General features: G+C 70.0%; 6 protein-coding genes. 2 read left to right on the forward strand and 4 right to left on the reverse strand.

Annotation, left to right across the window (positions count from 1 at the left end; translation table 11 throughout):
* Window positions 1-5: 5 nt before the first annotated feature.
* On the reverse strand, window positions 6-6,830 hold the full coding sequence (locus ACIPPS_RS14000; protein WP_401430716.1) for an RHS repeat-associated core domain-containing protein: 6,825 nt from the start codon (window positions 6,828-6,830) through the stop codon (window positions 6-8).
* Between the two features lie 512 nt (window positions 6,831-7,342).
* Between ACIPPS_RS14000 and ACIPPS_RS14005 the strand changes: the two genes are divergently transcribed.
* A complete protein-coding gene (locus tag ACIPPS_RS14005; protein WP_401430718.1) occupies window positions 7,343-10,906 on the forward strand; it encodes a DNRLRE domain-containing protein in 3,564 nt (1,187 codons plus the stop codon).
* Window positions 10,907-10,990: 84 nt separating this feature from the next.
* Here ACIPPS_RS14005 and ACIPPS_RS14010 read toward each other — a convergent pair whose 3' ends face one another.
* From ACIPPS_RS14010 to ACIPPS_RS14020, 3 genes are read right to left on the reverse strand one after another with little or no spacing between them, the layout of a single operon-like run.
* Entirely contained in the window at window positions 10,991-12,553 is a 1,563-nt protein-coding gene (locus ACIPPS_RS14010) for a GMC family oxidoreductase (protein WP_401430720.1), read from the reverse strand.
* Between the two features lie 43 nt (window positions 12,554-12,596).
* On the reverse strand, window positions 12,597-14,150 hold the full coding sequence (locus tag ACIPPS_RS14015) for an APC family permease (RefSeq protein WP_401430722.1): 1,554 nt from the start codon (window positions 14,148-14,150) through the stop codon (window positions 12,597-12,599).
* Window positions 14,147-15,616: an aldehyde dehydrogenase family protein gene (locus ACIPPS_RS14020; protein ID WP_401430724.1), complete on the reverse strand. Its 1,470-nt coding sequence runs from the start codon at window positions 15,614-15,616 to the stop codon at window positions 14,147-14,149. The genes ACIPPS_RS14015 and ACIPPS_RS14020 overlap by 4 nt, the downstream gene beginning before the upstream one ends.
* Window positions 15,617-15,864: 248 nt before the next feature.
* Here ACIPPS_RS14020 and ACIPPS_RS14025 point away from each other — a divergent pair, with 248 nt between their 5' ends.
* Window positions 15,865-17,235 (forward strand): MFS transporter, encoded by a 1,371-nt coding sequence (locus tag ACIPPS_RS14025; protein ID WP_401430726.1) that lies wholly within the window; start codon window positions 15,865-15,867, stop codon window positions 17,233-17,235.
* The last annotated feature ends 48 nt before the right edge of the window (window positions 17,236-17,283 follow it).

The raw sequence follows: 17,283 nt of genomic DNA on the forward strand, positions 1-17,283 counted from the left end.
TTCCCTTACGCGATACAGGCAGCGGGATTGGCGCACGGATCGGCGTTCGCCGCGTCCTCCACGCCGAAGGGATCGACCATATCCTCGAACGTCTCCTTCAGGCCGTCCTTCACCCCGTGTTCCTTGATGTTCCCGGCCGCCCCACCCACGCCGGTCAGCGCGCCGCCGGCGATGCCGAACGACTTGAAGAAGCCGCCCAGTCTGCTCGGATTGCCCGTCGCCCTCGGCTTCGGATTGGGCGACCGGTCCTTGGGATGGACCTCGAACTTCTGGCCGGTGATGTCCGACATGGCCTCGGCGTTCACGGTGTTCTTGCGGCTGGCGATGAGATTCTTCTCGATCGCCGGGTTCGCCTTGGTGTACGCCGTCATCTTTCCGTCGATGTCCCTGAGGTTCAGGGCGTGCCAGAGTTCCTTCGACTCGGCCTTCGCGAGCTTGAGTTCGGAGTCCGTGAGCACTCCCTTGCCGCCGCCCAGTCGCGCCTTGCGGTCCTCCTCCAGGAGGTCGGTGAGACGGGTCATCAGGTCGGGGACCTTCGGGACGTGCCACCTGCCGTTGACGGGCTTGCCGTAATTCAGCTCGTTGATGAATGCCGTGGCGGCCTTTCCGTCACCGGTGACCTTCGCTCCGGGCCTGACCTCCCGGAGGTAGATGGCGTCCAGGATGTTCTGGAAGTTCTTGTGCTTCACCACCGGAGGCTTGGCGACCGGCTTCTTCAGACCCGGGTTGGCGTGCAGGCCGATCCCGGTGATCTGCATGAACATCTTCTTGATGTTCGCGAAGATGCCGAAGAAGAACAGGCCGGTGGGGTCGCTGTTGGTGATCGGGCTGTTGTTGCTGTACGCGTACCCGTTCATCTGGAGCGGGTCGGACAGGTCCACCACGGGGTCCGCGGAGATGAAGCGGCCGGTGGCCGCGTCGTACTCACGTGCTCCGATGTGGGTGAGGCCGCTCGGGTCGTCGATGCCGACGCCCAGGTACGACCGCCGGTCGACCCAGGCCGGCTTCGGTCCGCGCACCTCGCCGTAGGGCTTGAAGGCCCGGCGGGTGACGGGCTGGTTGGTGGTCTGTTCGACCGCCGTGGTGGCGGTGCCGAGGTGGTCGGAGAGCAGCACGGTGAGCTTGTGGCCGGTGGTGGCCCCGTTCACCGTGGACCGGACGACCGTGGGCGCGCCCTGCTGGGCGTAGCCCCGCGTCGCGCGGGTGATCTTCCCTGCGGCGGTGGTCAGTTCGGCGCCGTCCAGGTTCAGGACGGAGCCGGCGGGGCTGTTCTCCAGGATGCGGTTGCCGTCGGCGTCGTAGACGTACTTCGTCGTGACACCGTCGTCGGTGATCGTCGCGAGCTTGTTCTCCCGCGTCCACGTCAGGTCCTGCGTGGTGGTCGCGAGGTCGCGCTTGGTGGTGTTGCCGGCGGCGTCGTTGGTGTACGAGCTGCCGCCGCCGGCCGGGGCCGTCGACACCCAGGACAGGGTGTGGGGCTGGGCGGTGTACGACGGGGTGGTGCCGTTGCCCGTGACGGTCTTGCCGTACCCGTAGGTGAACGTGACGTCCTTGGTGGCGTCCTTGGTGTTGTGCTCCACCAGCGAGGCGCGGTTGCCGAGCAGGTCGAACCGGAAGGACTGCCAGTAGGAGGTGGTGCCGGTGTCGAGGGTCCCGGTGGCCGGGGCGCCGGCGGCCAGCGAGGCCGTCAGCACGCTGTCCGGGCTCTCGCCGTCGGTCACCTGGTCGGGGGCCTCGGCCACCGGACCGGTGGAGGGCCAGCCGTCCGTGCGCGGTCCCCAGGCGGCGCCGTTCGCCGCCTTGCAGCCCGTGCCGTCGCCCTGCGGGGTGATGTTGGACGTCCAGGCCTGGGTGAGCTCGCCCATCGCGTCATAGGTGAAGCACTGGGTGTCCCTCGTCGTGACCGTGCCGTCGGTCAGCTTGCGGGCGTGGCCGGTGATGTGGCCGGCGACGTCGTACGCGTAGGTGCTGTCGGAGATCCGGTGGGAGTTCGCGGTCTCGCGGTCGGCGACCGTGCGCTGGAGGCGCCCGGTGTGCTGGTCGACGAAGTTGGTCGTCCACACGCGGTAGGGCTGCGGCCCGGTGACCGTGCGCAGCGGCTCCCCGTACGGCGAGTAGGTGATGTCCGAGGTGTACCAGGTCTCCCCGGAGGTGGTCTCGGCGAGGCCGTCGCCGTTGTAGCGGGTGATGACCTTCTCCTGGGCGAGACCGCCCGCGGCCGGCAGCGTCACCGACAGCGGCTTGCCCGTCGGCGTGTAGCTGTACGCGTAGCCGTAGGTGCCGGAGACACCGGTGGTCATGGAGTTGGCGGGGATCACGACCTGGCGGCCGGTGGGCCGGTAGCGCGCGTCGAATCCGGTGACGCGGCTGATGTAGTCGCCGCTCGCGTCATGACGGATCGCCGAGGTCCGCTGCCCGATGCCGCCGGTGACGTCGTCGTAGGTGTACTCCTTGACCGGCGCCGAGCTCGTCGTGCCCTCGCGGACCGCGACGATGCGGCCCAGCTGGTCGTAGGAGGTGTGGATCGCGCCCCGGAGGTCGGTGGCGCTGGTCTGGCGGTCCGCGTTGTCGTAGCCGTAGGCGATGTCGCCGGTGTCCGGGTCCGTGGCGGAGGTGATCCGGCCGCGGGCGTCGTGGGTGTAGGTCCAGACGTTGCCCGCCGGGTCGGTGACCTTGTTGCGGTTGCCGCGGGCGTCGTAGCCGTAGCGGGTGTCGCGCCAGCGGCTGCTGGCGTTGTTCGTGTAGTGCTGGATCAGGGTGATCCGGCCGCGGGCGTCGGTCCAGGTGTTGGTGGCCGGCGCGGCGCCGCCGGAGGGACGGCTGTAGGTGTTGGTGTCGCCGTAGGTGGTCGTCGACCAGAACGCGGTGTCACCGCTGTGGTAGGTCGTCGCCCGGACCGCTCGTTCCAGACCGTCGTAGCGCGTGCGGACCAGGCTAGGGACGAGCGAGTCGGAGACCCGCTTGAACTGGGCCGCCTCCGGCTCCCCCTTGGCGACGTACGCCCCGGTCTGCTCGCCGACCAGACCGTGGTCGTTGTAGCGCGTGTCGGTGATGATCCGGCCGGGGCCGTGGGCCTCGCGCTGGGTCTGGACGGCGCGCATCAGGCCGTCGTAGACGGTGATCTGCTTGGCGTAGCTGCCGTCGTCCTTGATGCTCTGGGCGATCACGGCGGTCGGCCTGGTCAGCGTCGGCGTGGTCTCGGCCATCTGGTAGCCGATGACGACGTCAGGCGTCTGGGTGCCGGCGGAACGGGCCGTCGACCAGCCCTTGACGAGCCGCCCGAAGGCGTCGTACTCGGTCCGTGTGACCTTGCCGTTGGGGTCGGTGACGGTGAGTTCCGAGCCGCGGCCCGGGTCGAAGGTGCGGACGGTCGCGTGCCCCTTGGGGTTGATGACCTTGACGCTGGTGACCGCACCGCCCGTGTCGCCGGGGGTGTACTGGGTCTCGGTGGTGCCGACCTCGGGCTCGGTCACCTTGCGGGTCCGGCCCAGGGGGTCGTACGTCGTCGTGGTGACGAGGGAGTGCGAGGTGCCGGCGCCGTCGATCTCGGCGGCGGAGGTGACGAGGCCCTTGACCGGGACGACTCCCCATGCCTGGTTGTCGTACGACATCCGGACGGAGCTGACCAGCTGGGTCGCCGGGTCGGCGGACGCCTGGCTCGCGCACGAGGTCGCCGTCTTACGGACCGACGTCGGGGCGCCGATGATGTGGGCCGTGGTGTTGTGGGCCAGCGTGGTCCTGGTACAGGCGTAGTCGCTGAGCGTCTCGCCCGTGCCGTTCGGCTTGACGACGGCCGTCTGCATCTGGACGGGGATGCCCCAGTCGGGGTCCGCCTCCGTCTCGGTGCGGACCGCCTGCCAGCCGGTGCCGACGGTCTGGATCGCGTCCGACCGCTTCACGCCGGCGCGGTACGCCTTGAGCGGGGGCAGGCCGCCGTCGCGGGTCCGGGAGGCGGTCTCCTTGGACCAGGGGAACGTCAGGTTGCGCTTGACGACGCGGCCGCCGGATCCGTCGTACACGATCGTCTCGGCGGGCATGCCGGCGTACTGGGGAGCGTCGTCGGCCGCGAGGGTGACGGCGCCGGTGGAGTCCTTGACCACGCCGCCCGCGCCGCGGAAGTACCGCACGACGGAACGGGACTGGGTCTGGGGGCTGCCCGTGGCGGGGACGCTCTTGCTGCCCTTGACCGTGGAGACCTGCCGGTAGCCGCGCCATTCGCTGTAGGTGCGCAGCGCGGGCTTGGTGAACTCGTCGTCGCTCTTGGCCCAGGCCGCGTCGGCGTAGTCGTAGCGGTGGGTGATCCGGTCGGAGACACCGGTGATGCGGTCGATCTCGGTCACCGTGTGCACGACGTACTTGTTGAACCAGGCGAGGGCCGGCTTCTCCACCTCACCGTCGGGAGACCAGCGCAGCGGGAAGCAGGTGCCGTGGTTGTCCTCGGGTGCGACGGTGGGCTGGATCTTGCAGCCGCCCTTGTACGTGACCTCGACGTCGCCGCCGTGCTCGGTGGAGACCGTGCCGATACGCGGGCGGGTGAAGCCGGGGCGCGCGTCGGAGCTGCTGCGGGGCACGAGGTTGGGGAGCTGCTTGTCCTTCAGGTAGCCGCTCAGCGGATGGGCGGCGCCGGTGCCGACGACGTACGGCTTGAAGCTGACGCCGGCCTTCGACATCAGGGTTCCGCTGGTGTCGCCGGGCTTGTAGCCGTAGCGGGTGACGGAGTTCAGCCACAGGCCGGGCGCGGTGTCGTACCAGTCGCGGGGGAAGGAGTGGTTGAGCAGGTAGGTGTCCACCTTGGCCAGGCCGGTGGTGCCGGGGCGGTGGGCGTAGGTGGTGATTCCGCCGAGCCTCAGCCGGTTCCAGAAGGAGGGGAAGCCCGGGCACAGCTTGGAGCCGGACTTGCAGTTGAGGTTGCCGGGGCTGTCCCACCAGGGGCGGTAGGAGGCGGGGTTCTTGGTGTCGTCGAACTTCTCGGAGGCGCAGACGGTGTCGTCCTGCACACAGCGCTGGTGCAGCAGGAAGTCGATCTTGGCCGCCGGCTCCGCGCCCAGCGCGCCTTCGCGCAGGCCGTACTCGACGGAGTCGGGGAGACCGCCGCGGTCGTACTTCTCCGGGGTCTTGAACTTCTTGTTGACGGCGTAGTAGTTGGTCGACTTGTGCCAGTTGACGATCATCACGTTGCCGTGGACGTCGATCACCTTGTCCAGGCCCCAGTGCCAGGCCTGCTGCTTCATGGCGTCGTCGTTGCAGCGGGAGGCCGCGAAGGTCTCGGCGTGGCACGGCTCACCGGGGTGGTTGCCGAAGACCGGCACGGTGAAGACCGACTGGGTGTCGGCGTGACCGTCACCGATCTTGTTCAGGCCGTAGAAGTACTTGGTGCCGTCGGTCGTGGTGACGACCCAGTACTCGCCGTTGTTGTCACCGTTGGTGCCGCCGGTCTTCAACTCGACGCGGGTGCCGTCGTCGTGCTGCGGGCGGTAGGTGTTGCCGGTGCCTTCCCGGACCAGTTCGACCGTCCGGCCCTGGTGGGACATGACGGCGTTGTACGAGACCCAGCACAGGTCGGAGGTCTTGCTCTTCTTGGCCGTGTTGTTGGCCTCGCCGGCCGAGGTCGCCTCGCGGTCGTCCTTGCAGGTGCGGTAGCGGCGCTCGATGTGGCCGGGGTCGTAGTCCCAGCCCTCGCCGATCCAGGAGGCCTGCGGGGAGGAGGTCGCGGTCCTGCCGTCCACCGACTGGGAGTTGTAGTCGAAGGAGATCTCCGGCGTGGGACCGGCCGGCGCCGACGGCACGTCGACGGGGTACGACCACGTGAACGCGCCGGAGGAGGTTCCGGCCTCCCACTTGCCGTTGGAGATCAGGGGGGTGGCCCGGAAGGAGCCGCCCTCGCCCATACCGGAGTCGACGGCGCCGACGACGGCCCTGTCACCGGCGTCGGCGACCTGCCGGACGTCGGCGGAGCGGACGTAGGAGGCCTGGAAGACGCCGGACGGCGGGGTCATGGCGCGCGGGGCGACGGCCGGGGTGACGGTGCCGTCGGCGGCGGTGTCGACCGTCGCCGTGATGGTCTTGGACGTGGTGTCGTTGACCGTCTCCAGCTCGTCGTAGGTCCGGCACTCCTCGACGTCCGGAGTGGTCAGGTAACACTCGGGGAACTGGACGAACGTGAGCCGGGAGGCCCAGTCGGCGCCGTAGAGGTTCTGGTACGCCTGGTAGTCGAGCTGGACGGAGACCGGGACGGATCCGGTGGAGGGCGCGGTCACGGTGACGACCGCGCCGTCGACGCTGTCGGCCTCCGGCGCGGTGCGCGGGTAGACGCCGACCTGCCAGGTGCCGGTGGGCGTCGCGGCGCCGGGGGCCTGGCCGAGCTTCACGGGCAGCGTTCCGACCGGCTCCAGGGTGGCCGGGGCGGCGGTGGAGCCCGCGGCGGCGCGGCCGGTGAAGGAGGCCTGCCGGACGGCGGTGCTCCCGGTGGCGGAGGCGGCCTGCTGCTGCGGGGCGGGGCCGCCGAAGGTCACGGCGGCCGTGCCGCCGGCCGGCGGGGTCGCGGTGCCCGCGGGCGCCTGCTCCTGGTCGGCCGGAGGCTCGGCCGCGATCGTGTCCAGGCCGGCGTTGCGGGTCGCCCCGTCCACCGGCCTCTCCTCGGGGAGGCTCTCCAGGACGAGTTCCTCGCGGGGCACTTCGTCCTTGGCCGGATCGGGCGGCAGGGCGGCGGCCTGGGTCGGGAGGAGCGTGAGCAGCAGGGCGGCACCGACGGCCGGAACCACCGCGGAACGCAGGCGCTTTCGGCGCGAGGACAAGAAGGCAGGCACGGGTGAGGTCCCCCCGGACGACATGAAGCGGCGCCTGGGCGGACCGCAGGTGAGGCCAGTGAACGTGGCAATTCTGTGTGTGAGTTGCGCGTAAAGAACAGCCACCAAGTGATCATGTGGCGCTGATCACAGCCCTACTTCGGTGGATTGACGGATGGATAGCAGGCAATGCGCCCAGAAACCCTTCAATCACCATGTCGACGGGATAAAGCGGCGATGACAGCCGACTGGGACGACATGTCGCCAACCGCCACAACACGACCCGCACTTGATGCGGACAACTGACGGAAGGTCCGGTTCGTCCGCCGTCGAACGCTCCCGGGTACCGGCGGTTCGACCGGTCCGGGCCGACGCGCGGCGTCCGGGTTCCCGTGGAGGTTCCGTGACCGTCGCGTGACGGCTGATCGCCCGTAAGCCATGATCTGCAGGCATCCGTTACGCCGGGGCGTGTACCGCCGTGCCCGCGTGACCAGCCACAGGAGCCCGGTCGGCGGTCTGCCGTAAAGCCGGTTCTCGAGGGGGAAGGAACCTCGCTCATGACGAGCAGATGGCGCCGCGTGCCCGGGCGTCGACCGGTCGCGGCCGTGGCGGCCGCCGTCGTCGTGGCCTCCGGCCTCACGTACGTCGGTCTCCACAGCGGTCCCGAGGACCGTCGGGACGTGTCCGGGCCGCGCACCAGGAACAGCGCTCCCCTGAGCGAGTCCGACGCCGGAGCGCTGGCCCGGAAGACCGGCAAGGCCGTCGAAGCCACCGCGATGCGCACGGCGTACTCGACCACGTGGGCCCGGCCGGACGGCCTGATGCAGCGGCGGATCCACGCCAGCCCGATCCGCGCCAAGGTCGACGGGGCGTGGAAGGCCATCGACACCGATCTGGAGCGGGTCGACGCCGGCTGGTCGCCCAAGGCCACCAACGTGGGTGTCGTCTTCTCGGCCGGCTCGCAGGGCAAGGGCGCACAGGGCAGGAAGGGCGTAGCAGCAGAGGACAAGGGCGCGCAGGGCGAGGGGGACGGCCGCGCGTCACGGGCCGGTGCGCAGCGCGTCTCGCTGCTGCCGGGAACGGTGGCCGGCGCCCCCATGGCGACCACGGCCGCGGGCAACGTGCTCGCCACCCTCACCGTCAACGGCCACGACATCGTGCTGACCTGGCCCGACGCCGTACCGACCCCGATCATCGACGGCCCCCGGGCGCTCTACCCGGAGATCCTGCCCGGCGCCGACCTCGTGCTCACCGCCGACGACGGAGGCTTCGCCCAGCTCCTGGTGGTGAAGAACCGACAGGCGGCCGCCGACCCGCGGGTCGCCCGACTCGCCTACGGCCTGTCCTCGCCGGACCTCAGCTTCCACCTGGACCCGACCACGGGCGTCGTCTCCGCCACCGACACCGGCGGCCAGGACATCGCCGAGTCCCCCACGCCGCTGATGTGGGACAGCTCGGGCACCCCCACGTCCACCGACGGTGGGGGCGGTACCAGCGCCTCCCCCACCGCCCCCGAGGTGATCCCCTCCGAGTCGTCCCCTCCGTCCGGCGAGCCCGAGGAGACGCCGACCGCATCGGCCGAGCCGACGGACGGCATGAACGACGGTGACCAGGGCGACACGTTCAACGAGGTGCTGCCGGAGGCCACCGACGAGGCCGCCGATCCGTCCGTGATCGGTGAGATCGAGGGCTCCGCGCCGCCCGTGCCCGCGGAGCCGACGCCCGAGCCGTCGCAGACCGGCGCCGCGTCGACGCTGTCGCTGCCCGGAGTGAACGGGCCCCAGCCCGACTCCCACGGCACGCTGGTCGGGACGGACCTGGAGGGCTCGGACTGGGTGCTCACGCCGGACCAGGAGTTCCTGAACGACCCGGGCACCGTGTACCCGGTCTTCGTCGACCCGTCCGTGAAGAAGCACACCAACGACTGGACGACGGCCTACAGCCGCCACCCCAACGCGAGCTTCTACAACGGCAAGAACTTCAACAAGGGCGGCACGCACGAGGCCCGCGTCGGCTACGAGTCCGACACCTGGGGCACCTCACGGTCGTTCTTCAGCATCGACTGGGACCCCGACCTGAAGGGCTCCACCGTGCACAGCGCCAAGCTGCGCGCCCTGGAGACGTACTCGTGGTCGTGCAGCGCCCGCAGCATGACCGTGCATCTGACCGGCACGATCAGTTCGAAGACGAACTGGAAGAGCGCGCCGTCGATGAACAGCGGCAACAAGATCGGCGGGGGCAGCTTCGCGCACGGCTGGAAGTCCTCCTCCTGTCCTGACGAATGGGTCGCTTTCGACGTCAAGTCCTCGGCGAAGAAGGCCGTCGACGGCGGCTGGAAGACGATGACCATCGGGTTCAGGGCCTCCGACGAGGGGTCCCAGTACTCCTGGAAGAAGTTCCAGGCGAACGGCGGTCAGGACCCGTTCGTCGACCTGTCGTACAACCGTCCGCCGGCCACCCCCACCAGCCTGGTCCTCGACCCGAACGAGGTGCGCTGCGACACCACGTCCCCGTACCTGAACGTGGGCGCTTCCTCGATCACCCTGTGGGCGAACAGCACCGACAAGGACAGCAACCTCCAGTCGATCCACTTCGAGCTGTGGCCGACCGGCGGCAGCACGACCAACCTGCTCGGCAGCAAGGGCAAGGTGTCGGTCGGCAGTCAGACCGGCTCGGCGAAGGTCCACACCGACCCCTTCTCCACCAGCGGGCTGAAGAACGGGACCACCTACTCGTGGCGGGCCAAGGCCGTCGACAAGTTCGGCGCGACCTCGTCGTACTCGCCCTCGAAGACCCCGTGCCGCTTCGTCTTCGACAGCTCGAAGCCGTCGTCGCCGACCGCCACGTCGACGCAGTTCCCGGACGCGGACGCCAAGGACAACGGCTTCGAGAACGACTCCGAGGACTCCAGGTGGAGCACGGTGAAGTTCGGCACGGCCGGCTCCTTCACCTTCAAGGCGGCCCAGACGGACGTGGTGAGGTTCGAGTACGGCTTCAACCAGGCGTCGTACCCGTTCTCGGTGTCCCGGACGAACGGCGCGCCCGTCGCCACGACGACCACCGCGAACAACGTCAAGCCTCCGCTCGCGGGGCCGAACGTGCTGTACGTACGGGCGGTCGACGACGCGGGCCACGCCTCGCAGCCGACGAAGTACCTCTTCTACGTGACCCCTCGGGACCAGGCGGACCACCCCGGCGACTTCACCGGTGACAAGCTGCCCGACCTGATGGTCGTGGACGGCAACGGCAACCTGCGGCTCTACCCGTCGGAGGCCACCGCGGACCTCGTGAAGGGCACGGGCGACCTGGACTACTCCATGTCGGGCTCCTACCGGGGCAATCCCGCCAAGGACCCGAACGGCGACGACGGGCTCCCGCAATACATCGCGGCGCCGTCCGGCTACTGGAAGAACACCCTGATCACCCATCTCGGCGACATCTACGGCGGCGACGGTCTCCAGGACCTCGTCGCGCGCCGGGAGGGCAGGCTGTGGGTGTACCCGGGCGACGGGTACGGCGGCGTGAACATCGACAAGCGGCAGGAGATCCTGCTGCCGTCGAACGCTCCGGCGCCGGACACCATCACCCAGATCGTCTCCGCGGGAGACGCCACGGGCGACGGCAAGACGGACTTCTTCCTGAAGGTCGGGGACGCGCTGTGGGCCCTCGTCGGCTACAACGGCGCGAGCATCGAGAAGGCCGTCCAGCTGTCCAGTTCGCCCTGGCTGGAGCGCGACATCGTCACCGTCCAGGACATCACCGGCGACGGGGTCTCCGACCTGATCTACCGCACCGACGTCTCGGCCCGGCTGCTGCTGCGCACCGGCAAGAAGGACGCCGACGGCAGCGGGGTGGACATCATGTCCCTGGCGTCCGCCGCCAACTCCGCGACCGGGGTGGACGCCCAGTACGGTGCCAGCGGCTGGGGACGCAGCAACATCCGGCTGTTCCACGGATCCCCGGACGCCAACGGCGACTCCATCCCCGACATCTGGACGCTGCGGGTGGACGGCGCGGTGCGCTTCTACGCGGGCAGCCGCGGGGAGATGGCGCACAGCGGGGTCGAGATCATCGGCAACAGCGACGGTGTGGGCTGGAAGAACAAGCTCGCCATCGGGTGACCTGACGCACCTGCCCAGGACAGCGGGGCCCGGCCGATACGGCCGGGCCCCGCCGCGTCTCCTCCGTCGCGGCCCGGTCGCGGATCACTGCCCGGCCCGGATCATGTCCGAGCACTTCTCGCCGATCATCATCGTGGTGATGCACGGATTGACCGCGGGCAGGAACGGCATGACCGAGGCGTCCGCCACCCGAAGCCCCCGCACCCCCTTGACCCGCAGCTGCGGGTCGAGGGGGGAGGCGGCGTCACTCTCGGCCCCCATCCGCACGGTGCCCGCCGGGTGGTAGACCGTGTTGTGCGTCTGGCGGATGTAGGAGAACAGTTCCTCGTCGGTCGTGGCGTCCGGCCCTGGCGCCAGCTCCGCGCCCTTCCAGTCGGCGAGCGGCGCCTGCGCGGCGATCTCCCGTGCCAGCCGCAGCCCGCGGATCATCACCCGGATGTCGTGCTCGTGGGTGAAGTAGCGCGGGTCGACCTTCGGCTTGTCCCGGAAGTCACGGCTGCGCAGCCGGACCGTGCCCTCCGAGCGGGCACGGGTGACGTTCGGCGTGAGGCAGAAGGCGTTGTCGGTGGTCGGATAGCCGCGACGGTAGGTGTTCATGTCGAACGGGACCGAACCGTAGTGGAACATCAGGTCCGGCCGGTCGAGCCCCGGTTCGGTGTCCGCGAAGATCCCGATCTCCCACCACTGCGTGGACGAGGTGACCATGGGCTGCTTCGCCTCCCACATGATCACCCCCTCGGGATGGTCCTGGAGGTGCGAGCCGACGCCGGGCGAGTCCACCCGTACGTCCACGCCGTTGTCGCGCAGATGGCCGGCGGGCCCGATGCCCGACAGCATCAGCAGCTTCGGCGAGTCGATCGCCCCGCAGCAGACGATCACCTCGCGCCGCGCCCGTACGGAGTCGACGTGCACGGCGTCCGGCCGCAGGTACTCCACACCCGAGCAGCGCGCGCCGTCGAAGAGCAACCGCCTCGCTTGCACCCCGGTGCGTACCTCCAGACGGGGCCGCTTGCCCATCACGGGGTGCAGATACGACACCGAGGCGGACGAACGGGTCCCGTCCTCGCGGCAGTTGATCTGGAACCAGTTCGCGCCGCGCACCACCGTGCGGCCGGAGTTGAACGGCACCGTCGGGATGGCACTCGCCGCGCAGGCCGCCAACAGCGCCCGGCCGCACGGGTCCCGGGGCGGCACCGAGCGGATCGTGACGGGGCCGGAGCGGCCGTGGTGGTCGCCGGGGCCGTCGTTGGTCTCCAGCCGCTGGTACAGCGGGAAGCAGTCGGCCGCGCTCCAGCCGGTGCACCCGAGCGCGCCCCACTCGTCGAGGTCCTCGGCCGGCGCCCAGAAGGCGATGCACGAGTTGTGCGACGAGCAGCCGCCGAGCACCTTGGCACGGGCGTGGCGCATGAAGCTGTTGCCGTTCTCCTGCGGCTCCACCGGGTAGTCCCAGTCGTAACCGGACTCCAGCAGCGCCATCCACCGGTCCAGCCTCAGGATGTTCTCGTCGCCCTCGTCGGAGGGGCCGGCCTCCAGCACGCAGACGCTGACACCGGGATCCTCCGACAGGCGGGCCGCGACGACCGCTCCGGCGGTGCCGCCGCCGACCACGACGTAGTCGAACTCGGGCTCTGAGGGCTGTGCGGACATGGTCTCTCCAGTACGAGATGTCCCCGTGGGGAAGGAGCGCGGATCAGGGGACGTCTGCGCGGTGTTCGGCCAGCACGCCCGTACGGTGCCGCTGTACGAACCAGTAGTAGGCGAAGCCGCCGAGCGCCACGATGCCGATGAACAGGAACGCACCCCAGCGCAGGTACCAGTGCTGGGGCCCGGTCGCGTTGTAGACGTCGGCCCGGGGCCAGGCCAGGTTCAGGGACATGGCGGCGCCCCACAGCACCGCCAGGACGTTGATCGGCAGCCCGAGACGGCCGAGCGAGAAGGCTCCCTCGCGGGGATGCCAGTTCCCGCGCAGCCGCTGGATCAGCATCGGGACGGTGACCAGCAGGTACGCCACATAGATCATGATGATCGCGATGCTGGTGATCACCGAGAAGATCTGCGGCTGGTTGATGTTGATGACCAGGATGACCACACCCACCACGCCGATCACGACGGCGGGGATCACCGGCGTCCGGAAGCGCGGGCTCACCTTGGCGAGCACCGATCCGGCGGGCAGGTTGTTGTCCCGCGCCATCGCGAACATCAGCCGGATGCCCGCCGCCTGGACGGCCAGCACGCACACGGTGATCGCGACGACCACGCACCACAGGAAGATCTCACCGATCGTCGGTCCGAGCGTCTCGAGCACCACGTACTGCAGGCCGCCGGTGCCCAGCTCCTTCGCCGCGAGATCCGGCACCGCCATCAGCGCGAACAGCAGGATGAGACCACCGATGACGAAGGACGCGACGAGCGCCCGCAGAATCGCGCGCGGCGCGTTTCGGCTCGGGTGGTGGGACTCCTCGCCGAGCGAGGAGGCGGTGTCGAAGCCGTACATCACGTACGCCGACGCGAGCGAGGCGGTGAGGAACGCCCCGAAGTAGCCGAGCGAGTCCCCGCTGCCCAGACCGTACGTCTCGGTGAGCACCGTGGCGGGTCCACGGGTGATGTGCGCGGCGAAGAAGATGATCAGGGCCACGGCGGCGATCAGCTCGATGAAGACACCCGCCGAATTGATCCGCGCCATCAGCTGGACGCCGAAGGCGTTGACCAGCGTGGAGAAGAGGATCAGCACCGTGCCCAGCAGGACCGCGTTGGCCGCGGCGTCGTTCTCGCCGCTGCCGTCGCCGACGATCTGGAACCAGGGGTCGATCTGCGGCAGCGTGATCTGGTAGGCGAGGGCCACGGCCGACAGGGTGACCATGGTGGCCGTCATCATCATCCAGCCGCCGAGCCAGCCCACGTGCGGGCCGCCCATCTTCTTCGCCCAGTTGTAGACCGAGCCCGCGACCGGGTAGCGGGCGGCCAGCTCGCAGAAGCACAGCGCCACCATCAGTTGGCCCACGAACACCATCGGCCACGACCACCAGTAGGCCGGGCCGCCGAAGGCGATGCCGAAGTAGAACAGCTGGAACGTTCCGGTCAGGATCGAGATGTAGCTGATCCCCGCGGCGAACGTGTGGAAGTTGCCCAGCGTGCGCTTCAGTTCGGGCCGGTAGCCGAGCTCGGTCACCGAGTCGTCGTCGTGCGGGGCGGCTGCGCCGTCGCCGGCGCCGGGCCGGCCCTGGCCTGTCGGCTCTGCGGTCACTCGAACCACCTCTGCGCCTTGGGGGCGAGGTTGCGCCAGATGTGCTTGGTCTCCTGGTACTCGGCGAGTCCCGCCGGCCCCAGTTCACGGCCGAAACCGGATTGCTTCATGCCGCCCCATTCCGCCTGCGGCACATAGGGGTGGAAGTCGTTGATCCACACGGTGCCGGCCCGCAGCCGGGACGCGACCCGGTGGGCACGGCCGGTGTCCTGCGACCAGACAGCGCCCGCGAGTCCGTACTCGGTGTCGTTGGCGAGGGCGACGGCCTCGGCCTCGCCGCGGAACCGCTCGACCGTGAGCACCGGGCCGAACGACTCGTCCCGGACCACCGACATCCCGGGCGTGCAGTCGTCCAGCACGGTCGGCGGATAGTAGTAGCCGTGGGCGAGTTCCGGGTCCTTCGGCCGTGCCCCGCCGCAGCGCAGCACCGCTCCCTCGGCCAGGCCAGCGGCCACGTAGGCCTCCACCTTGTCGCGATGGGCCGCCGAGATCAGCGGACCGGTCCGCGCGCTCTCGTCGAACGGGCCACCCATCGGGATGGCCCGCGCGCGGGTCACGATCTCGTCGACGAAGGCGTCGTGCAGCGAGTCCTCCACGAGGAGCCGGGCGCCTGCCGAGCAGACCTGTCCGGAGTGCAGGAAGACGGCCATCAGCGCGTGGTCGACAGCCGCCTCGAAGTCCGCGTCCGCGAAGACGATGTTCGGGTTCTTGCCGCCGAGCTCCAGGGCGACCTTCTTCACCGTGGGCGCCGCCGCCGCCATGATCCGGCGTCCGGTGGCCAGGCCGCCGGTGAACGACACGAGGTCCACGCGGGGATCCTCGGTCAGCGGCGCGCCGGCCTCGGCCCCCGTCCCCAGGATCAGGTTCGCGGCCCCTGACGGCAGCCCCGCCTCGGTGAGCAGCCGCATCAGCAGGATCGCGGTGTGCGGGGTCAGTTCGCTCGGCTTCAGCACGAACGTGTTGCCCGCGCCGAGCGCCGGGGCGACCTTCCACGCGGTCTGCAGCAGCGGATAGTTCCATGGGGTGATCAGTGCGCACACGCCGACCGGTTCGTGCACCACGCGGCTGTCCGCCTCCGGGTTGCCGGTGGCGATGATCCGGTCGGTGCCGCCCGACGCGGTCAGATTGCCGAAGTAGCGGAAGCAGGCCGCGATGTCGTCCATGTCGTACTCGGACTCGACGAGCCGCTTGCCGGTGTCCAGGGACTCGGCCCGGGCGAAGGCCGCCTTGTCGCGTTCCAGCAGATCGGCGACGCGCACCAGCAGCCGTCCGCGCTCCGCGACGGGCGTGGCGGGCCACGGCCCGTCGTCGAACGCCTCGCGGGCGGCGGCGACGGCCGCTGCCGCGTCCTGGGGACCGGCCTCGTCCACGGTGGCGACCAGGGTGCCGTCCGCCGGGCAGCGGATCTCCCGCGTGCGCCCGTCGGCAGCGGTGACCCACGTGCCTCCGATGAACAGTTCCGGCATCGCGCACCTCCGGGTCGTGGGCCGGGCACTGTCTGTGTGCTCCAGCCATGACAGTAGGCAGCCTCGGCCGACCCCGCATGCGGGACGTCGTCGAGGCCGACGCGGAGACCCCGGCACCGCCCCCATGGTTGTCGCGGGCACTCCCGCCGACAGAACTATGGTGTCTCACCACATACGACGGTGACCTGCATGTTTCTACGGTGTGGCGACACGTCAACGTCCCCGTTCATCGCCTGGAAGTGGTGCACATGACCTCCCCCGCGTCGGTTCCACCGGCCGAGTCGAATCTCAAGCGCATCGTCGCCGCGAGTCTCATCGGCACCACCATCGAGTGGTACGACTTCTTTCTGTACGGTTCCGCCGCCGCGCTGGTCTTCAACAAGCTGTTCTTCCCCGAGTCCGACCCGCTCGTCGGCACCCTTCTCTCCTTCCTCACCTACGCGGTCGGGTTCGCCGCGCGGCCGCTCGGGGCGCTGGTGTTCGGGCACTACGGCGACCGGCTCGGGCGCAAGAAGCTGCTGGTGCTCAGTCTGCTGCTGATGGGTGGGGCGACCTTCGCGATCGGTCTGCTGCCCACCCACGCGACCGTCGGGTCCGCCGCTCCCCTGCTGCTGACCGCGCTGCGGCTCGTCCAGGGGTTCGCGCTCGGCGGCGAGTGGGGCGGGGCCGTGCTCCTCGTCTCCGAGCACGGGGACGCCGAGCGGCGCGGTTTCTGGGCCTCGTGGCCGCAGACCGGGGCCCCCGCCGGGCAGTTGCTCGCCACCGGAGTGCTCTCCGCGCTGACCGCGTTGCTCTCCGACTCGGCCTTCCTGGCATGGGGTTGGCGCATACCCTTCCTGCTGTCGGGTGTGCTGGTGATCGTGGGCCTGTGGATCCGCCTCTCCGTCGACGAGTCGCCCGTCTTCAAGGCCGCGCTCGCCGCCGCCGAGGAGCGCAAGGCCGCCTCGTCCCAGGTCGAGAAGATGCCGCTGGTCGCCGTCCTCAGGCACCACTGGCGGGACGTGCTGATCGCGATGGGCGCCCGCATGGCGGAGAACATCTCGTACTACGTCATCACGGCGTTCATCCTCGTCTACGCGACCACCCAGGTCGGGCTCTCCAAGCAGACCGCGCTCAACGCCGTACTCGTCGCCTCCGCCGTCCACTTCGCCGTCATCCCGGCCTGGGGCGCGCTCTCGGACCGGATCGGCCGCCGCCCGGTCTATCTGATCGGCGCGGTCGGCGTCGGCGCCTGGATGTTCCCCTTCTTCATGCTGATCGACGCGGGGTCCTTCGGTTCGCTGCTGCTCGCCGTCACCGTCGGCCTGGTCCTGCACGGGGCGATGTACGCGCCGCAGGCCGCGTTCTTCTCGGAGATGTTCGCGACCCGGATGCGCTACTCGGGCGCCTCCATCGGCGCCCAGTTCTCCTCGGTCGCCGCCGGCGCCCCCGCGCCGCTGATCGCGACCGCGCTGCTCAGCGACTACGGTTCCTCGACCCCGATCTCCCTCTACGTGATCGCCGCCGCGCTCCTCACGGTCGTCGCCCTCGCCTGTGCCCGTGAGACCCGGCACCGCGACCTCTCGGAGGTGGCCGAGGACGCCGCCCCGGTCCCCACCGGCGCACGCGTCGACGTCTGATCCCGCCGCCGTACGCACGGAGGCCCGCGGTACGCACCGAAGGCGCCG

The sequence above is a fragment of the Streptomyces sp. NPDC090127 genome, from assembly GCF_044746945.1.
Taxonomy (GTDB): domain Bacteria; phylum Actinomycetota; class Actinomycetes; order Streptomycetales; family Streptomycetaceae; genus Streptomyces.